The sequence below is a fragment of the Sorangium sp. So ce185 genome (assembly GCF_051526825.1).
Classification (GTDB): Bacteria; Myxococcota_A; Polyangia; order Polyangiales; family Polyangiaceae; genus Sorangium; species Sorangium cellulosum_D.
Window position 1 is genome coordinate 3,269,122 of sequence record NZ_CP150316.1, and the last position, 15,531, is coordinate 3,284,652.

Sequence of the window (15,531 nt, forward strand, 5' to 3'; positions counted from 1 at the left end):
CGCGCGCCCCGGGAGAGGCTACTCGAACTGGAGCGGCTCGTCGTCGTCCCCGACGCCGAGCATCTCGAGGATCTGGCGCACCTCCATCGCGGCCTCGACCTCCGGGCCCGCGTCCAGGAAGCCCTGGAGGTGCTTGCGAGCGAGCGCACGGTTCCCGCGCGCCGCGTAGGCGAGCCCCATCGCGTGCATCGCCTCGCCGTCCTTCGGGAACCGGCGGAGCGCCTCCTTCGCCTGCGCGATCGCCCCGTCGGTGTCGCCGAGGCGCCGGAGCGCGTGCGACAGGGCCACCCGCGCCCCGAGGAAGCTCGGCGCGAGCCGCACGGCGGCGCGGTAGGCGTCGCGCGCCGGCTCGAGCTGGCCGAGCTCGTAGAGCGCGTGCCCGAGCAGGTTGTACGCGTACGGGTTCGACGGCGAGGCCTTGATCACGTCGCGCAGCGCGACGAGCGCCTCCTGGACCTGCTCCTCCTGAAGGAGCTCGGCCGCCTCCTCGACCGCCTCCCAGTGGGCGGCGTCCACCGATTCATCCACCACAGCCCTGAGCACCATGGCCCGCAGTCTAGCCAGAATTGCCGCCCGGTCCCGGCCCCTTCGTGGTACCGGCCGGGCCGTGAGGCGCGCGCCTTGGATCAGGCTGCTCCTGTGGCACGCGAGCGCCGCCATCCCGGTCCTCGGCGCGGCCGCGGCGTTCTACGGGCCCGCGCTCGCGAGGACGGGCGGCGCCTGGCCGGCGCCGCTCGACGACGTCTACATCCACTTCGGCTTCGCCCGCGCCGCGGCCCTCGGCCACCCGTTCTCGTGGATCCCCGGCAACGGCTACTCCTCGGGCGGGACCAGCCTGACGTACCCCCTCGCCCTCGCGCCCGGGTACCTGCTCGGCTTCCGCGGCGCCTGGCTCGGCCTCTTCGCCGCGCTCCTCGCCTGCGCCGCGCTGCTCGACCTGTGCCGCTCGCTCCGGCGGCTCCTCGAGCCGCGCGGCGGCCCCGGCGCCGCCTCGTCCCGCTGGGTCGGCTGGGTCGGCTGGGTCGCGCCGCTCTTCGTCGTCGCCGTGCCGCTGCTCGACTGGAGCTGGTTCTCCGGCATGGAGGTCGCGCTGCTCGGCGCCGTGCTGGGCCGGGCGCTCGTCGCGGTGCGGCGCGCGGAGCTCGCCCCGCCGGCGCGGCGCCCGGCCGAGCAGCTCCGGGCGGGGCTCCTCGCCGCGCTGCTCGTCGCGACGCGGCCCGAGGCGATCACCCTGGCGGCGCCGCTCGCCGTCGCCGTCGCCCACGCCGCGGGCTCGCTCGGCGCGGCCGCGTCGCTCGCGCGCGCGTCGCTGCCCACCGCGCTGCTCCTCGGCGCGCACGCGGCCGCGAACCGCGCCTTCACGGGCGAGTGGGGCGCCGCCGGGGCCGTGCGCAAGCTCCTCCTCTCGAACCCGTACCCCACGCCGCTCGAGAAGGCGGTGGAGGTGATCAAGAACCTCGCCGCGCTGCGGGTGCAGGCGCTGGAGAGCGCCCTCGGCGGCCCGTGGCTCTCCCTCGTCCTGCCGCTGCTCGGCGCGGTCGCGGCGCTCGATCGCCGCTCGCGGCGCGTCGCCGTGCCGCTCTTGCTCGGCGCTTACGGCTCGCTGCTGCTCGTCGCGCTCAACGCGACGGCGCGTTACCAGAACCTCCGCTACGCCGCCCCGTCGCTCGCGATGCTGCTCCTCGCCGCCGCGCTCGGGGCCGAGGCGCTCGCGCGGCGGGGCCGGCTCGCGGCGGGGGTCGCGGCGGCGCTCGCGGTCGCGGCGCTCGCCGCGCCGTCCGCGGGCTTCGCGCGGCAGATCGATCACTTCGCCCGCGCCTCGGCGAACATCGCCGGCCAGCACGTCGAGGTCGCGCGGCGGCTCGCCGCGCGCGCGCGTGGGCCCCGAGCGCCGCGGCGGGTGCTCCTCGGCGACGCGGGCGCGATCCCGTACCTGTCGGGCATCCCCGCCATCGACGGGCTCGGCCTCGGCGGGTACCGGGGGATGCCGTTCGCGCGGGCCTCGGTGCACGGCGTGCCCGCCGTGGTCGAGCTCATCGAGCGGCTCGACCCCGCCGAGCGGCCGGACGTCTTCGCCCTGTACCCCTCCTGGTGGGGCGGCCTCGCGGACGTCTTCGGCCGGCGCGTCGACGCGGTGAAGATCGACGACAACGTCATCTGCGCCGCGGACGAGAAGGTGATCTACGAGGCGGACTGGTCGGCGCTCGCCCCGCCGGGGGAGCGCCGCGCCGGGGTCCTCGACGAGGTGGACATCGCCGATCTCGTCGACGAGCGGGCCCACGGCTATGCCTTCCCGTCGCCGCGCGGCGGCTGGGTCATCGGCGCGGTGCTGCCGGGCGGCGGCGACGGCGCGGGCGGCGACGGCGCGCCGCGGTTCGACGCTGGCAGGCTCATCCCCGAGGGGCGCGAGCAGTCGTTCACGATCGACGCCGCCGCCGCGATCGACCGGGGGCCTGCCGTGCTCGCGCTGCGCACCGACGGGGGCGGTCCGATCGCGCTCGGCGTCGCGGCCCTGCGAGACGCGGGCGGCGAGGCGCGCGTCGAGGTGTCCGAGCGCCCGTCGGGCCGCTGGTCCGAGATCCGCGTGCCGCTGCGCGACGTGATGCCGGGCGATCGGATCCGGATCCGCTCGCTCCTCGGGACCTTCCGCAGCTTCCACGTCTGGCTGCTGCGGCCGTGATCGGCCGGGACGCAGCGCGTCGGGAGGGCGCGAGGCCGTCGCGCGACGGATCCGTGGTAAGAGCCACCACGTGGTGAGGTGGTTCCGAGCGTCGGCCTTCGCGGCGACCGCTGGCAGGGAGGTGGCCTCGTTCGCGCGGCAGGCGGTCCTCCTGCCGTACGACACCCTCGCGCCGGTGATCCCTGCCGGGACGCGCGACGGCGACGACGTGGTGATCATCCTGCACGGCCTCTTCGCGTCGGCCGGCGTCCTCCGGCCGCTCCGGACGGCGATCGAGCGCCACGCGTCCGCGTCGCGGGCGAGAGGCCGGCCGGTCCCGGCCGAGCCTCCGGCGGGGGCTGTGCACACCGCGACGATGTCGTACGCCCCGGGGCCCGGCGTCGAGGAGCTGTCGGCGCGCCTCGCGACCCTCGTCGCGGCGCTGCCGGGCGGGGCGCGCTTGCACCTCGTCGGCCACAGCATGGGCGGCATCGTGTGCCGCTTCTTCGCGCAGGAGGTCGGCGACCCGCGGGTCGTGCAGACCATCTCGATGGCGAGCCCGTTCGGCGGCATCCCGCGCGCCGCGCTGCTCGGCTTCGGGGGCGCCCGCGATCTCGACGCCTCGAGCCCGCTCCTCCGGCGTGTCCTCCTCGGGACGTCGCGGTCGAGCGTCCCGCACCTGTCGATCGTCGCGGGGGCCGACACGCTGGTCCGCTCGCCCATCGCGCACGCGCTGCCGGGCTTCGAGGTGCGCGTGATGGAGGCGCGCGGGCACAACACGCTCCTCTTCGACCCCGAGGTGGCCGCGCTCGTGGCGCGGCGGATCGTCGAGCGGCGGGGCGGCGCGCCCTGACCTATCGCCGCTCGGCGCTTCGTGGTAGCTCGCTCGCGTGCGCTCGCCGATCGCCTGTCTCCTCGCCCTCGGGGCTCTGCTCGCCCCGCTCGCCTGGTCCTCGCCCTCGCGCGCGGACGCCTCCGCGTGGACCTTCGTCGGCGCCGGCGCGGTCGGCTGGAAGCAGGGGGACAGCGATCTCGTCCTCGACGGCGCGCTCTCGCTCGACGTCGGCGTCGGGACCACGCCGGACGCGCCGGTCATCGTGGGCGGCCTCGTGCGCGCGACCCCGCTCCTCGACAGCGGGATCGATCTCGCGTTGCTCGCCCGGGTCGCGACGCGCGGCTTCCAGGCCGGCCAGCTCGGCCTCGCCCTCGACGTGGGCGGCTACCAGCGCTTCTGGGGGGCGGGCTCCACCGGCGTGGCCGGCGCGCTCACGCTCGGAGCGCCGCTCGGGATCAGCCTGTCGCTCCAGGGGAGCTACGGGACCGACGACGCCGTGTCGTTCGGCGCCATCGCGGGCATCGATCTGCTGCGGCTCACCGTGTATCGACAGGCGCTCCTGCCGGTGTGGCCGAACCCGTTCCCCGCGCAGCAGCGCGGTCGGGACGTCGCCTCGCGCTGACCCGATCGCCGGCGGAGAGGCCCGAAGCGCTCGGATCTACCCTCCTTCGCCGGCTGGGTCCCGATCCGCACCGCCGTCGACCCACGCCCGCGCGAGCTCCAGCGTCCGGGCATTCTCCTCGACGTCGCGGAGGAACCTCTCGCGCATCCCAGAGTCCGCGATCCGCATCGCCACCTCGAGCAGCCGCTCGCGCGCCTCGGCGATCGCCGCGCGCGCCCCAGCGCGATCCCCCGCCGCGAAGAGCGCCTCCGCGTACACGAGGCGGGTCATCGCTTCCCCCTCCTCGACGCTCTGCACCGCGGCCAGCTGCGCCACGGCCTCGCGGCTCTCCGCGAGCGCCTCGGCCGACCTGCCGCGCGCGAGCAGCACGGACGCCAGCGTCGCCCGGGCCGCGACCTGGGCCTGCTGCGCCGTCTCCAGCAGCGCCGCCGCGCGGCGGGCCTCGACCTCCGCCTCGTCGAGCCGGCCCGCGTCTCGCAGGATCCCCGCGAGGTACGTCCGAGACCAGCCCTCCCCGCGCCGGCTGCCCTGCGCCGCGCACAGCGCCGCGGCCCGCGCCTGCACCACGCGCGCCTCCTCGAGGGCGCCGGTGCGCCAGAGGACACGACCCAGATCGTGCAGCGTGAAGCCGAGCACGTAATCGAGCCCCATCCGCTCGGCCTCCGCGACCGCGGCGCGCAGCCGCGCCAGCGCCTCCGCATAGGCGCCGAGCAGCGACTCCCGGAACCCGAGGTTGCAGCGCTCGATGCACGCCCGCCGCAGATCGCCGACCTGCTCGTAGCAACGGAGGGCCTGCGCGGCCATCGCGCAGCTCTCGTCGAGGTGCCCGGCGAAGAGCTCGCGCATCCCGCGCTGCCGGTAGATCGGCCCGCTCACGCTCGGGTCGTCGCGGAAGCGCTCGGCGACCGCCTCGATGCGCCGATGGAGCGCCTCGGCCCGGTCGTGGAGGCCCGCGAGCAAGAGGTCCAGCGCGATCGACGCCGCCGCCGTCACCGCCGGAGCGGACGGCTGCCCCTCGGGCCACGCGTCGGCGAGCGCCGCGTCGAGCTGGAGGAGATCCTCGGGCTGCCCGAGGTGCCTCGCCGCGCGCCCGGCCTCGGACAGCGCGGCGTACCAGGCCCCGGTGCCCTTCGGCAGCACCCGCAGCGCGACCTGCGCGCAGCGACCGAACTCGGCGAGATCCCCGCGCCACCTCCGCGCCTCGGCCCGCAGCAAGAGCAGCTCCCCCTGGGCCTCGCCGCTCGCCCCGAGCGAGAGCGCTCGCTCGGCCCACCGGACCACCGCGCCGAAGTCGTTCGCGGCGAACGCCTGCGCCGCCGCTCTCTGGTAGAGCTCCGCGGCGCGCGCGCGATCGCCGCCGCGATCGAGGTGCTCGGCGATGACCGCCGCCGACGGCTCGGCGGCGCGCTCGAGCCACGCCCCCGCCAGCCGGTGCCCGAGCGCGCGATCCTCCTCGGTCAGCATCCCGTAGGCCGCCTCGCGCACGAGCGCGTGCCGGAACGCGATCTCCCGCTCGCCCTGGAACCTCGACGCCGACCGGGTGACGATCCACTCCAGCCGCTCCAGGCGGGCGAGGTGACCATCGATCTCCGCCCCGCCCGCGCCGCCCAGCAGCGCGTCGAGCGCGCCTCGCCAGAAGACGTCCCCGAACACGCTCCCCGCGCGCAGCAGCCGGCGCGCCACGTCGTCCAGCCCTTCGAGCCTGGACCGCACCATCGCCAGCACCGTCTCCGGGGCGTCGCGCACGTCGCCTTCGGCGGTCGCGCGGATCAGCTCCTCCAGGTAGAACGCGTTGCCTTCGGCCTGCGCCACGATGCGCTGCAGCGTCGTGTCGCTCACCCGATCGCCGAGCACCTGCCGCACGAGCCGCGCGCTCGCCTTGGAGGTCAGCGGCTCGAGGCGGATCTCCTGGAGCCCCCGCTCGGCCCACAGCCGGGGGAACAGCTCGTGCACGTCCGGGCGCGCCAGCGCGAGCAGCATCCACGGCTTGTCGCGGACGCGGCGCAGCGCCTCGTCGATGTACTGGACCGTCGGCGTGTCGCTCCAGTGCAGGTCCTCGAGCACGAGGAGCAAGGGGCGCTCGTCGCACGACGCCGCGAGGAAATCCACCCAGGCCCGCTGCATCTGGTCGCCGAGGAGCCGGACGTCGCCGCGCGCGGCGCGCAGCTGGAGGCTCTCCTCGTCGGGGAACGGCGTGCTCAGGAGCTCTCCGAGGAACTCCGACACGCGCTGCGCGTCGGCCCCGTCGAAGTACCTGCCGACGTGGGCGCGGAGCTTGTCCCGGCGCGCCTCGATCGGCTCCCCGTCCTGGATGCCGCCGCACGCCTGCCGCAGCGCCTGGCCGAGCAGGCCGAGCGCCGCGCCCGTGCGCAGCGGGTCTCCTCGGCCGACCCACAACGCGAACGAGGGCTCGCGCTGGCGGGCGCGGAGCAGCAGCTCGTAGGCGATGCGCGACTTGCCCATGCCCGCCGGCCCGGTCACGAGCACCGCGCGCGCCCTCGACTCCTCGATGCACTGGGCGCGGAGCGCCTCGAGCGCCGCGATCACCCAGTCGCGCCCGACGCACGCGGTCGGCCTGCCGAGCAGCGTCCGCGCGCCCTTCGCGAGCGCCTGCTCGCCGTGGAGCCACAGGCCCGCCTCGGTCTCGACCACATCGAAGCGGGCGTCGAGCAGCCCCGCGGTCACCTCGTCGATCGCGATCGGCCGCGCCTGCCCGGCGGCGTGCGCGGCGGCGGGCGCGGGCTGCGCCAGCGTCCGCGCCACCCGGTCCATGAGGTTGCTGGCGGGCAGCCTCCCCGCGAGCTCGGCGGTGCCCGTCGCGAGGGCGATCGGCCGGTCGCCGGCGTGCTTGCGCAGCGAGAGCGCGCAGCGGGCCGCGCGCACCGCCTGATCCGTGGCCAGGCCCGTCCCCGTGAACGTGACAAGGATCGAGCTGTCCAAAAGGAGGTCGAGCTGACACCCGAGCCCGGCGACCTCGCGGGTCACCTCGTCCGGGGCCGAGGCGATCTCGGTCTCCGCGGCCGGTGTCCCCGGGCCGCTGGCCGCGCCCGGCTCGGGGGCCATCAGCAGCACGCACTGCACCCGCCGTTCCCTGTGGGTCAGCGACAGCGGCGACGAGGGCGCCAAGCTCGCCGGCGCCGCCGCCATGGAGAGCGTCGCGCCCAGGCCGACCGCCTCGAGCGCCGCGGCCACCGCCGCGCCGTCGCGCGGGCGCTCCGCCGGGTTCTTGGCGAGCATCCGGGCGCAGAGCGCGTCGAGGTACGGCGGCACCTCCGCGCGCAGCTCGCTCGCCCGCGGGACGTCCTCCAGCACGATCTTCAGCAGCGTCGCCATGAAGCTGTCGCCCCGGAACGCCTGCACGCCGGTGAGGCACTCGAACAGCACGCAGCCGAGCGCGAACACGTCGGCGCGCGCGTCGATCGCCGTCCTGCTCCGGGCCTGCTCGGGAGCGATGTAGGCGGGGGTCCCCACGATCATCCCCGACTGGGTCATCCGCGTCACCTCGGAGAACCGGGCGATCCCGAAGTCGAGCAGCTTCACCCGCGCGACGTCGCGATCCACGAGGAACAGGTTGGAGGGCTTGAGATCGCGATGGACGATCCTGCGCGCGTGCACGACCGCGAGCGCCTCGGCGGCGCGCGTCACGAGCGTGATCGCCTCGTCCACGCTGAGATCGCGGCGCGAGAGCCTCGCGCCGAGGTCCTCTCCCTCGAGCCACTCCATGGCGAGGTAGGGCGCGCCCTCCGCCGTCCACCCGTGCGCCACATAGCGACAGATGCCCGGGTGATCGAGCTCGGCGAGCAGCGCGGCCTCGCGCATCAGGCGCTCGGCGTTCCGCGGGTCGAGCTGGTAGAGCACCTTGACGGCGACGGTCCCGCCGGACGCTCGATCGCGCGCCTGGTAAACCTCGCCCATTCCGCCGGCGCCGCCGAGCTTCTCAAGCTCGAATCGCCCGGCGATCACCTCTCCCCCGCGCATGGCGGCAAAGTATCGCCCGGTTCGAGGCGTGTTTGCACCGGGGAGCGCTCGACCGGCGCGGCCTCCAGGCGGCGACGAGGTCGCCGGGGGGGCCAACCCGCCGCGGCCCCGTACCTTTCGCCCCCGCGCGCCCTTCGCCCCCGCCCGGGGCGTCAGCCCGGGAAGCCCGCGAGCGCCTCCACGAGCCGATCGAGGTCCGCGCGGCTGTGCCGCTCGGTCACCGCGACGAGGAGCTCGTCGCGCCGGCGGGCGTCGATGCGGCCGAGATCGAGCCCCGGGATGATGCCCTGCTCGGCCAGCGCCCGCGTGAGCTTCCCCGCGTCGCCGCCGCGGACCTTCACGACGAACTCGTGGAACGTCGGCGCCGAGAGCGGCAGCGCGTACCCGTCGAGCCGCGCGATCTCCCGCTTGAGGTGCTCCGCCTTCGCGAGGCACTGCCGCGCCGCCTCGACGAAGCCGCGCTTGCCGAGCATGCACATCCGCATCGTGACCGCCGTCGCGCACAGGCCGCTGTTCGTGCAGATGTTGCTCGTCGCCCGCTCCCTCCGGATGTGCTGCTCGCGCGTGGCGAGCGTCAGCACGTACCCCCGGGTCCCGTGCTTGTCGACCGTCTCGCCGACCAGCCTGCCCGGCACCTGCTGGAGGTACTTGCGGTCGTTCCTGCACGCGAACAGCCCGACGTTCGGCCCGCCGTACTGCGGCGGCAGCCCGAGCGGCTGGCCCTCCGCCACCGCGATGTCGGCGCCGAGCGCGCCCGGCGACTCGAGCAGCGCGAGCGCGTACGGATCGAGCGTGACCGTGATCAGCAGCGCGCCCTTCTGGTGGCACGCCTCGGCCACCCTCCGGATGTCGCCCACGACGCCGAAGAAGTTCGGGTAGCCGACCACCACGCACGCGGTCGTCTCGTCGATCGCCCGCGTCAGCGCCTCGACGTCCGCCGTGCCGTCGCGGCCGACGTCGACGCGGGCGAGCGACGCCTTGCCGCTGCCGATGCCGTGCACGTACGTCTCGACCGTGCCCACGTAGTCGGGGTGCACGCCCTCGGACAGCACCGTGCGCTCGCGCCCGGTGAGCCTGCGGGCCATCAGCACGGCCTCGGCGAGCGCGCTCGCGCCGTCGTACATCGACGCGTTGGCGACCGGCAGCCCGAGGATCTCGCTCACGATCGTCTGGAACTCGAAGATGACCTGGAGCGTGCCCTGGGAGACCTCGGGCTGGTACGGCGTGTAGGCCGTGTAGAACTCGCTGCGGAGCAGCAGCTGATCGGCGGCCGGCGGGAAGTGGTGCTCGTAGGCGCCGGCGCCCAGGAACGAGAGCATGCGCCCGGCGCGGTTCTTCTGCGCGAGCTCCTCGAGGTGCCGCATGAGCGAGGCCTCGTCGAGGGGCGGATCCATCGAGAGCGGGCGCGTGAGGCGCGCCTCCTTCGGGATCGCGCTGTAGAGCTCCTCGAGCGACGACAGGCCGACGGCCTGCAGCATCTCGCTGATTTCCTCGGGCGTGTGGGGCAGGTAACGCATGGTGTTGTGCAGCGGGCAGGGTGATGCGGGGGGCGCGGCGCTCAGTGCGCCGCGGTCTTCAAGAGCTCGGCGTAGGCGGCGGGGTCCATGAGCGCGGCGAGCTCGCCCTGGTCCGAGGGCGCGACCTCGATCATCCACGCCTTGCCGTAGCAGTCGTCGTTGACGAGCTCGGGGCGGCTCTCGAGGTCGCCGTTCACGCGCACGACCTTGCCGCTGAGCGGCGCGAACAGGTCGCTCAGCGTCTTCACGCTCTCGATGGTGCCGAACGCCTTGCCCGCCGTGATCGTGTCGCCCGGCCTCACGTCGAGGTTGACCAGCGTGATGTCGCCGAGCTGATCGACCGCGAAGGCGGTGATCCCGACGACGACGTGGTCGTTCTCCTGCTTGGCCCACTCGTGGTCCTTCGTGTACCGCCGGTCCGTTCGGACATCATCGCTCGCCATGGACTTCTTCTCCCTTTGCCAACCTGGATCTCTGCTCGTCTCGCGGCCGCTCGGGCGGGCCGCGCGCGCCGCGCGTCAGGCCCGCTTGTAGAACGGGGTCTTGACCACGACGGCCTCGACCGTGCGCCCGCGGCAGTCGACCTGGAACGCGGTCCCCACCTTGGCCATCGACGCCGGCAGGTAGCCGAGCCCGATGTTCTTGCCGACGGTCGGCCCGGGGCTGCCGCTCGTGCACACGCCGACCTTCGCGCCGTCGGTATCGAGCAGCGGGTAGCCGTGGCGCGCGATGCCGCGCCCCACCATCTCGAAGCCGATCAGCTTGCGCGCGGGCCCCTCGTCCTTGACGCGCTGGAGCGCGGCGCGCCCGACGAAATCGCCCTTGTCGAGCTTCACCACCCAGCCGAGGCCCGCCTCGATCGGGTTCGTGGTGTCGTCGATGTCGTTGCCGTAGAGCGACAGGCGCGCCTCCAGGCGGAGCGTGTCGCGCGCGCCGAGGCCCGTCGCCTCGAGGCCGAGCGGGCCGCCGAGCTCGACCAGCGCGCGCCAGAGCCGCTGCGCGTCGGACGGGGAGCAGAAGATCTCGATGCCGTCCTCGCCGGTGTAGCCGGTGCGGGCCACGGTGCAGCGGACGTTGGCGAGCGTCGCGTCGCGGAAGTGGAACGACGGCAGCTCGCGCAGCGCCGGGCCGTCGCCGCCCGCGAGCGCGACGATGTCGAGCGCCTTCGGCCCCTGGAGCGCCATCATCGCGGTGCGGTCCGAGGCGTCCTCGAAGCTGCAGTGGCCCTGCGCCGCGCTCCGGAAGTGGGCCGCGATCTTGTCGCGGTTCGACGCGTTGCAGACGATGAGCCACTGCCGCGCGTCGATCCGGTAAACGATGAGATCGTCGAGGATCGTGCCGCCCTCGTTGCACGCGCACGTGTAGAGCGCGTGTCCGTCCTCCAGCTTCTTGACGTCGTTCGTGACGAGGTGGTCGACCACCCGTCCGGCGTGCTCGCCGCTCAGGATCATCTCGCCCATGTGCGAGACGTCGAAGAGCCCGGCGGCGGTGCGCACCGCCCGGTGCTCCTCGGTCACGCCTTTGTACTGGACCGGCATTTCCCAGCCGGCGAACGGGACCATGCGGCCGCCGAGCTTGATGTGCTCGTCGTAGAGCGGGGTCCTTCGGAGCGGAGCGGTGGGGAGCGGCTTGGTCGACACGGGCGCGATCTACTTCGAAAGGTCGGGGATGTCGACTGGCGTGGCGGCCTCCACGACGCGCCACGTCGAGGCCGCCGGCGGCGCGCGCTCACTCGAGGCGCGTGGGATCGAGCACCTTGCCGTCCGGCGTGAGCCCGCTGCGACGCCAGCGCTCCTCGACGGAAAGCCCCCGCTCCGGGGGCGGCCGCGTCTCGTCGCGGACGACGAGCTCCGAGACGTGCGCGCGCGAGACGACCTCGACGCGGAGCATCCGCTGCGGCGCGCTCTTCACGGTCGCGCGCGAGAAGATCGTCTTCGCCGGCCCGGTCTCGACGTTGCCGGCGAGCACGCGCGTGCGCACGTAATTGGCCACCCGCTCGGCCGGGATTTCCCCGACCGCGAAGACCGCGTCGGGGAAGCGCGCGCGCACCTTCATGCGCCGCGGGATCGGGAGGCCGAACGCCTGCTCGGTGCCCTCGGCGAGCTCGCCCGGCAGCGCCTGGTCGACGGGCGGCCTCGGCGCGGAGGCCTCGCTCGCCGGCGGCGGCGTCGGCGCTGGCGCCGGCGCGTCGCCGCGGCAGGCGGGCGCGGCGGATGCGCCGATGACGGCCGCGGCGAGCGCCGCTGCGGCGCGCGACAGGCCGCCGCGCTTCATTCGAGGATGGTCGCCCACGAGTCGATCTTAACGACCTTGCGCGGCGGCTGCAGCGTCCTCGTGGTCGTGCGTGTCTCGCCCCCCTGCGCGTCCTCCTGGCCCGCGGCGCCGGTGTGGAACACGAGCTGGTACTCGGGCGGGGTCGACTGCCGGATGATCGTCTGCTTGCCGAAGAACGCGTCGGTGTACTCCGCCGTCTCCGTGCACGTCGGCTTCTGCGTCACGGCGACGCCGAAGACGACCGTGCCCGGCGCCTGATCCTCGAAGGGAGGCTGGAGCGGATCCTCGACGAGGCAGCCGCCCCCCCTCGGGTACGCGGCCGGGGTCGCCGCCTGGCCGACCAGGTAGTCGACGCCCCAGATCGAGCCGAACCCGTCCGCGCACGCGAAGGTCCCGGGCGCCACGGGCGTGAACGTCGCGAAGTACGCGCAGCCGTTGAAGAGGGAGATGGGCCCGGTCACGCGCTTGCCGTTCGTGAGGGGCACGACCCAGTTCTCGGAGATGCGCACGCTCGTCTCGTGCGGCCGCTCGGTGATCGACCAGACCCGCGTGTCGACGCCCGGCGTGAACGACTCCTGATCGCCGGTGGAGAACAGGACGACCGTGTTGCCGAGCGGGTCGGTGCTCACGATCGGCGTCGTCTGGATCGGCTGGCTGCTCGCCGCGCTGTCGGTCGCGAACGAGTACGCGTCCCAGGCGAGGGACACGCTCCACTCGTCCGGGTCCGTGCTCGACAGGTTGACGCGCCAGAGCGTCCCGTCGGCGTCCCCGACGTAGATGCGCTCGGCGACCTCGCCGACGCCCGCCGGGAACGGCACGGGGACGCCGGTGATCGGCGAGTCGAAGTCGACCTCCTTGGTCCGCGTCGAGAGCCCGGCCGGCGCCTCGGAGGGGAGGCCGCGGAACGTGCGGAGCACCTCGCCGGTCTCGAGCCGGACGATCGTGAGCGAGCGCGCCGGCCCGACGGGGTTGCCGCTGCCCGCGGCGCCCCAGCACCGCACCGAGCTGCGGACCGACAGGCTGCCCGTCGGATGGAAGAGCGGGTTCGTCGTGCCCTTCCGGGGGCACGCGCTCTGGCTCGTGTCGAGCGGGGCGGAGCCGCCGGGCAGGATGGCGACCGCGATCTCGCGGATCTCGCCGCGGTCCTCCATCTCGACCATGCCGATCGCCGGCGTCGGGGTCGACGCGCCGAACAGCGGGTTGCCGTCCTTGTCGGTGGAGAGCTGCCAGAGGAAGCGCGGCGCCGCGGGGTTCGTCACGTCGAGCGCGTAGTAGAAGCCGCCGCCCGCGCCGCCGCCGGCGAGCAGCACCGTGCTCCACGGCGCGCTCGCCGCGCTGATCTGCGCCGACGTGCGCTCGAAGACGACGTTCTTCACGACGGGCGCGCCGTCGAGCAGGATCGATTGCTGGTTGAACGTATCGAGGAGGCGGGGGAGGACGTAGGGCGGCAGGAAGGACCAGAGCTCGTTGTTCTCGACCCGGTCCACCTTGAGCGTGTCGGTCGCGGTCGCGGCCGTCACCTGGAAGGCGTGGAGCTGCCCGTCGGTCGTGGCGGTGTAGAGCACGAGCGGCCGGTTCGCCTGAGCGGGCTGCTCCGCGAAGAGCCGGTAGGACTCGTCGGGGATGTAGTCGCGCGGCGGCCCCACGACGACCGGCGTGGAGTGATAGATGCTGCCGAGCTCGTTGCCGTCGCGGGACGGGACGTTCGTGGGCATCGGCTCGCCGGTCTCCCACTCGATGATGCGCTCGGCGCAGACCTCGGCGGTGGTCGCCTGCAGCCCGCCCGAGCACTGCGAGGGGACGGTGCCCAGGCTCGGATCGAGGCCGAGCGCGCGCGGCGCGCTGGAGAGGGCGTCCGCGAACGCCTGCGCCGGCGCAGGCGCGCCGCTGCCGGTCACCGTGCCCGTGTAGTCGCTGAGGTCGTCCACGGCGGCGGCCGCGGGGCGGATGGTCCGCTGCGACCAGATGCGCTGCTGGGCGACGTCGAGATCGCCGATCACGGTGAGGAACCTCCGCGGCCGCGCCAGATCGTTGGAGCTCACGTTGGCCGCGAAGTCGTCGCCCTTGCTGGGGTCGACGTCCTCCAGCTGCGTCGTTATCACGCCGTTCACGGACTCGCAGACGTAGCGCTTGCGCTCGAGGTTGCCGCTCCAGAGCGAGCCGTCCGCCGGCGGGCTGAACGACGAGCCGAACTGGTAGGCGACCCCCGCGGCCTCGCTGCCGGTGTTGACGGTCGAGGTCGCCATCGCGAAGACGGGGAGGGTGCGGCTCGTCGAGTTCGCGGAGATGCGCGCGAAGATCTGCGACATGACCGCGGACAGCTCGTTGGCGTCGTCGGGGAAGTAGCCGCGGTCGGTCCCGCCCTCGATGGCGATGCGCGAGAGCGTGCAGCACGCCCTGACCGCGCCGGTGGCGTTGTCGCAGCGCCCGGCGGGCAGGAAATCGGTGCTGGAGATCCTCGCGCAGTCGAAGGTCGGATCGCTGAGCTCCTGCCGCGCCTGCGTGGTGAGTCCGAACCCGACGGCATAGGTCCGCACGCGCCGGTTCGGGTTCACGTGGGTGTTGAGCGAGTGCGCGATGACGTGCGGCTCCTCGTACGGGCAGCCCGTGCCTTCGGGGCCGGGCCCTGGGCCCTGCGCGCACGTCGGGCGCAGATCGAGGTTCGGCTCGCCGTCGGAGACGAGCACGATCGAGGTCTTGCGGCAGCCGCCGCTGATGTACGGATCGTCGCGCGGCCCGAGCGGCTGGCCCTCCCAGAGGGAGGCCTCGTTGAGGATGTAGTCGCGCGCGTCGGACAGCATCCCGGCGAGCGGCGTGGCGCCGTACGGCCGCGTCGCGAGGAGCGCCTTCTGGATTCTCAGGTTCTTTTCGCGCACGGCGTCGATGGCCGCGTCGTAGGTCGGGAAGGGGATGAGCGGCCCCTCCCAGAGCGGCGCCGCCGGGTTCTTGGCGCCGACCTCCACCTCCTCGACGGCGCAGTCGGGCGGGTTGCCCCGCGCCGGGTAGCCCGCGCCGCTCTGGAACTCGAGGAAGTAGCTCCACATCCCGCGCATGCCGCTCTGGGCGTTGCGCACGCCGCCGACGAGCCCGGTGCGCGCGTCGGGGAGCGTGTCGAACGTCATCAGCGAGAACCGGATCCGGTCCTGGTAGACGTCGAGCAGGCCGTTGGGAGCGTCGTAGGGGAACGTGCAAGGGATGGCCGCATCGTCGTACCTGTGCCCGACCACGTCGTTGTGGGTCGGCCCGGGGGTCGGCGTGCAGCCGTTGGAGAGCAGGCGATGGAACGCGAGGTAGTAGTTCGCGTCGTACGGCGGCTCCCCGTCGATGGTGAACTCGTCGATGAACTCGGACTGCGTGCGGGGCTGCGCGTAGCAGGAGAAGTCCGGGATCGGGCCGGTGAGCGACTCGACGAGCTTCGTCCAGCGGCTCTTCTGGGCCTCGGAGGCCGGGGGCGTGAGCGGGTTGCAGTCCGGCTCCCCGCCCGCCACCGTCTTCTCCATCGAGCCCGACGTGTCGACCAGCAGGAGGACGTTCGGCAGCGGCGGCTCGACATCCATGGCCTGCGCGCGCGCGCGGGCGGCGACGAGGCCGACCGCGGCCGCGGAGCCCATCGTGACAAGGACCTTCGTCAGGTTTCGCATCGTGC

Annotated in this window: 10 protein-coding genes; 3 read left to right on the forward strand and 7 right to left on the reverse strand. The window is 74.1% G+C overall.

Features of this window, described 5'->3' with window-relative positions:
* Positions 1–18 precede the first annotated feature (18 nt).
* The gene (locus WMF26_RS12145; RefSeq protein WP_437337263.1) at positions 19–546 is read right to left on the reverse strand and encodes a tetratricopeptide repeat protein; all 528 of its coding nucleotides are present in this window, start codon (positions 544–546) and stop codon (positions 19–21) included.
* 61 nt (positions 547–607) lie between these two features.
* Here WMF26_RS12145 and WMF26_RS12150 point away from each other — a divergent pair, with 61 nt between their 5' ends.
* The 3 genes from WMF26_RS12150 to WMF26_RS12160 all read left to right on the forward strand — a co-directional run bounded on the left by WMF26_RS12150 (position 608) and on the right by WMF26_RS12160 (position 4,116).
* Entirely contained in the window at positions 608–2,680 is a 2,073-nt protein-coding gene (locus WMF26_RS12150; protein WP_438000448.1) for a hypothetical protein, read from the forward strand.
* Between the two features lie 73 nt (positions 2,681–2,753).
* Positions 2,754–3,512, forward strand: a complete 759-nt coding sequence (locus WMF26_RS12155) for an esterase/lipase family protein (protein WP_438000449.1) — start codon at positions 2,754–2,756, stop codon at positions 3,510–3,512.
* A gap of 37 nt (positions 3,513–3,549) precedes the next feature.
* Positions 3,550–4,116, forward strand: coding sequence for a hypothetical protein (locus WMF26_RS12160; RefSeq protein WP_438000450.1), 567 nt, complete (start codon positions 3,550–3,552; stop codon positions 4,114–4,116).
* 36 nt (positions 4,117–4,152) lie between these two features.
* Here WMF26_RS12160 and WMF26_RS12165 read toward each other — a convergent pair whose 3' ends face one another.
* The 6 genes from WMF26_RS12165 to WMF26_RS12190 form a co-directional block, all read right to left on the reverse strand.
* Positions 4,153–8,094 (reverse strand): serine/threonine-protein kinase, encoded by a 3,942-nt coding sequence (locus WMF26_RS12165; protein WP_438000451.1) that lies wholly within the window; start codon positions 8,092–8,094, stop codon positions 4,153–4,155.
* 152 nt (positions 8,095–8,246) lie between these two features.
* The gene (gcvPA, locus tag WMF26_RS12170; RefSeq protein WP_438000452.1) at positions 8,247–9,611 is read right to left on the reverse strand and encodes an aminomethyl-transferring glycine dehydrogenase subunit GcvPA; all 1,365 of its coding nucleotides are present in this window, start codon (positions 9,609–9,611) and stop codon (positions 8,247–8,249) included.
* A gap of 41 nt (positions 9,612–9,652) precedes the next feature.
* The gene (gene gcvH / locus WMF26_RS12175; protein ID WP_438000453.1) at positions 9,653–10,054 is read right to left on the reverse strand and encodes a glycine cleavage system protein GcvH; all 402 of its coding nucleotides are present in this window, start codon (positions 10,052–10,054) and stop codon (positions 9,653–9,655) included.
* Between the two features lie 75 nt (positions 10,055–10,129).
* Positions 10,130–11,251, reverse strand: a complete 1,122-nt coding sequence (gcvT, locus tag WMF26_RS12180) for a glycine cleavage system aminomethyltransferase GcvT (protein ID WP_438000454.1) — start codon at positions 11,249–11,251, stop codon at positions 10,130–10,132.
* An 88-nt stretch (positions 11,252–11,339) separates the two neighbouring features.
* Positions 11,340–11,885: a hypothetical protein gene (locus WMF26_RS12185; RefSeq protein ID WP_438000455.1), complete on the reverse strand. Its 546-nt coding sequence runs from the start codon at positions 11,883–11,885 to the stop codon at positions 11,340–11,342.
* Positions 11,882–15,526, reverse strand: a complete 3,645-nt coding sequence (locus tag WMF26_RS12190; RefSeq protein WP_438000456.1) for a hypothetical protein — start codon at positions 15,524–15,526, stop codon at positions 11,882–11,884. Before WMF26_RS12190 ends, WMF26_RS12185 begins: the two co-directional genes overlap by 4 nt.
* Positions 15,527–15,531 lie beyond the last annotated feature (5 nt).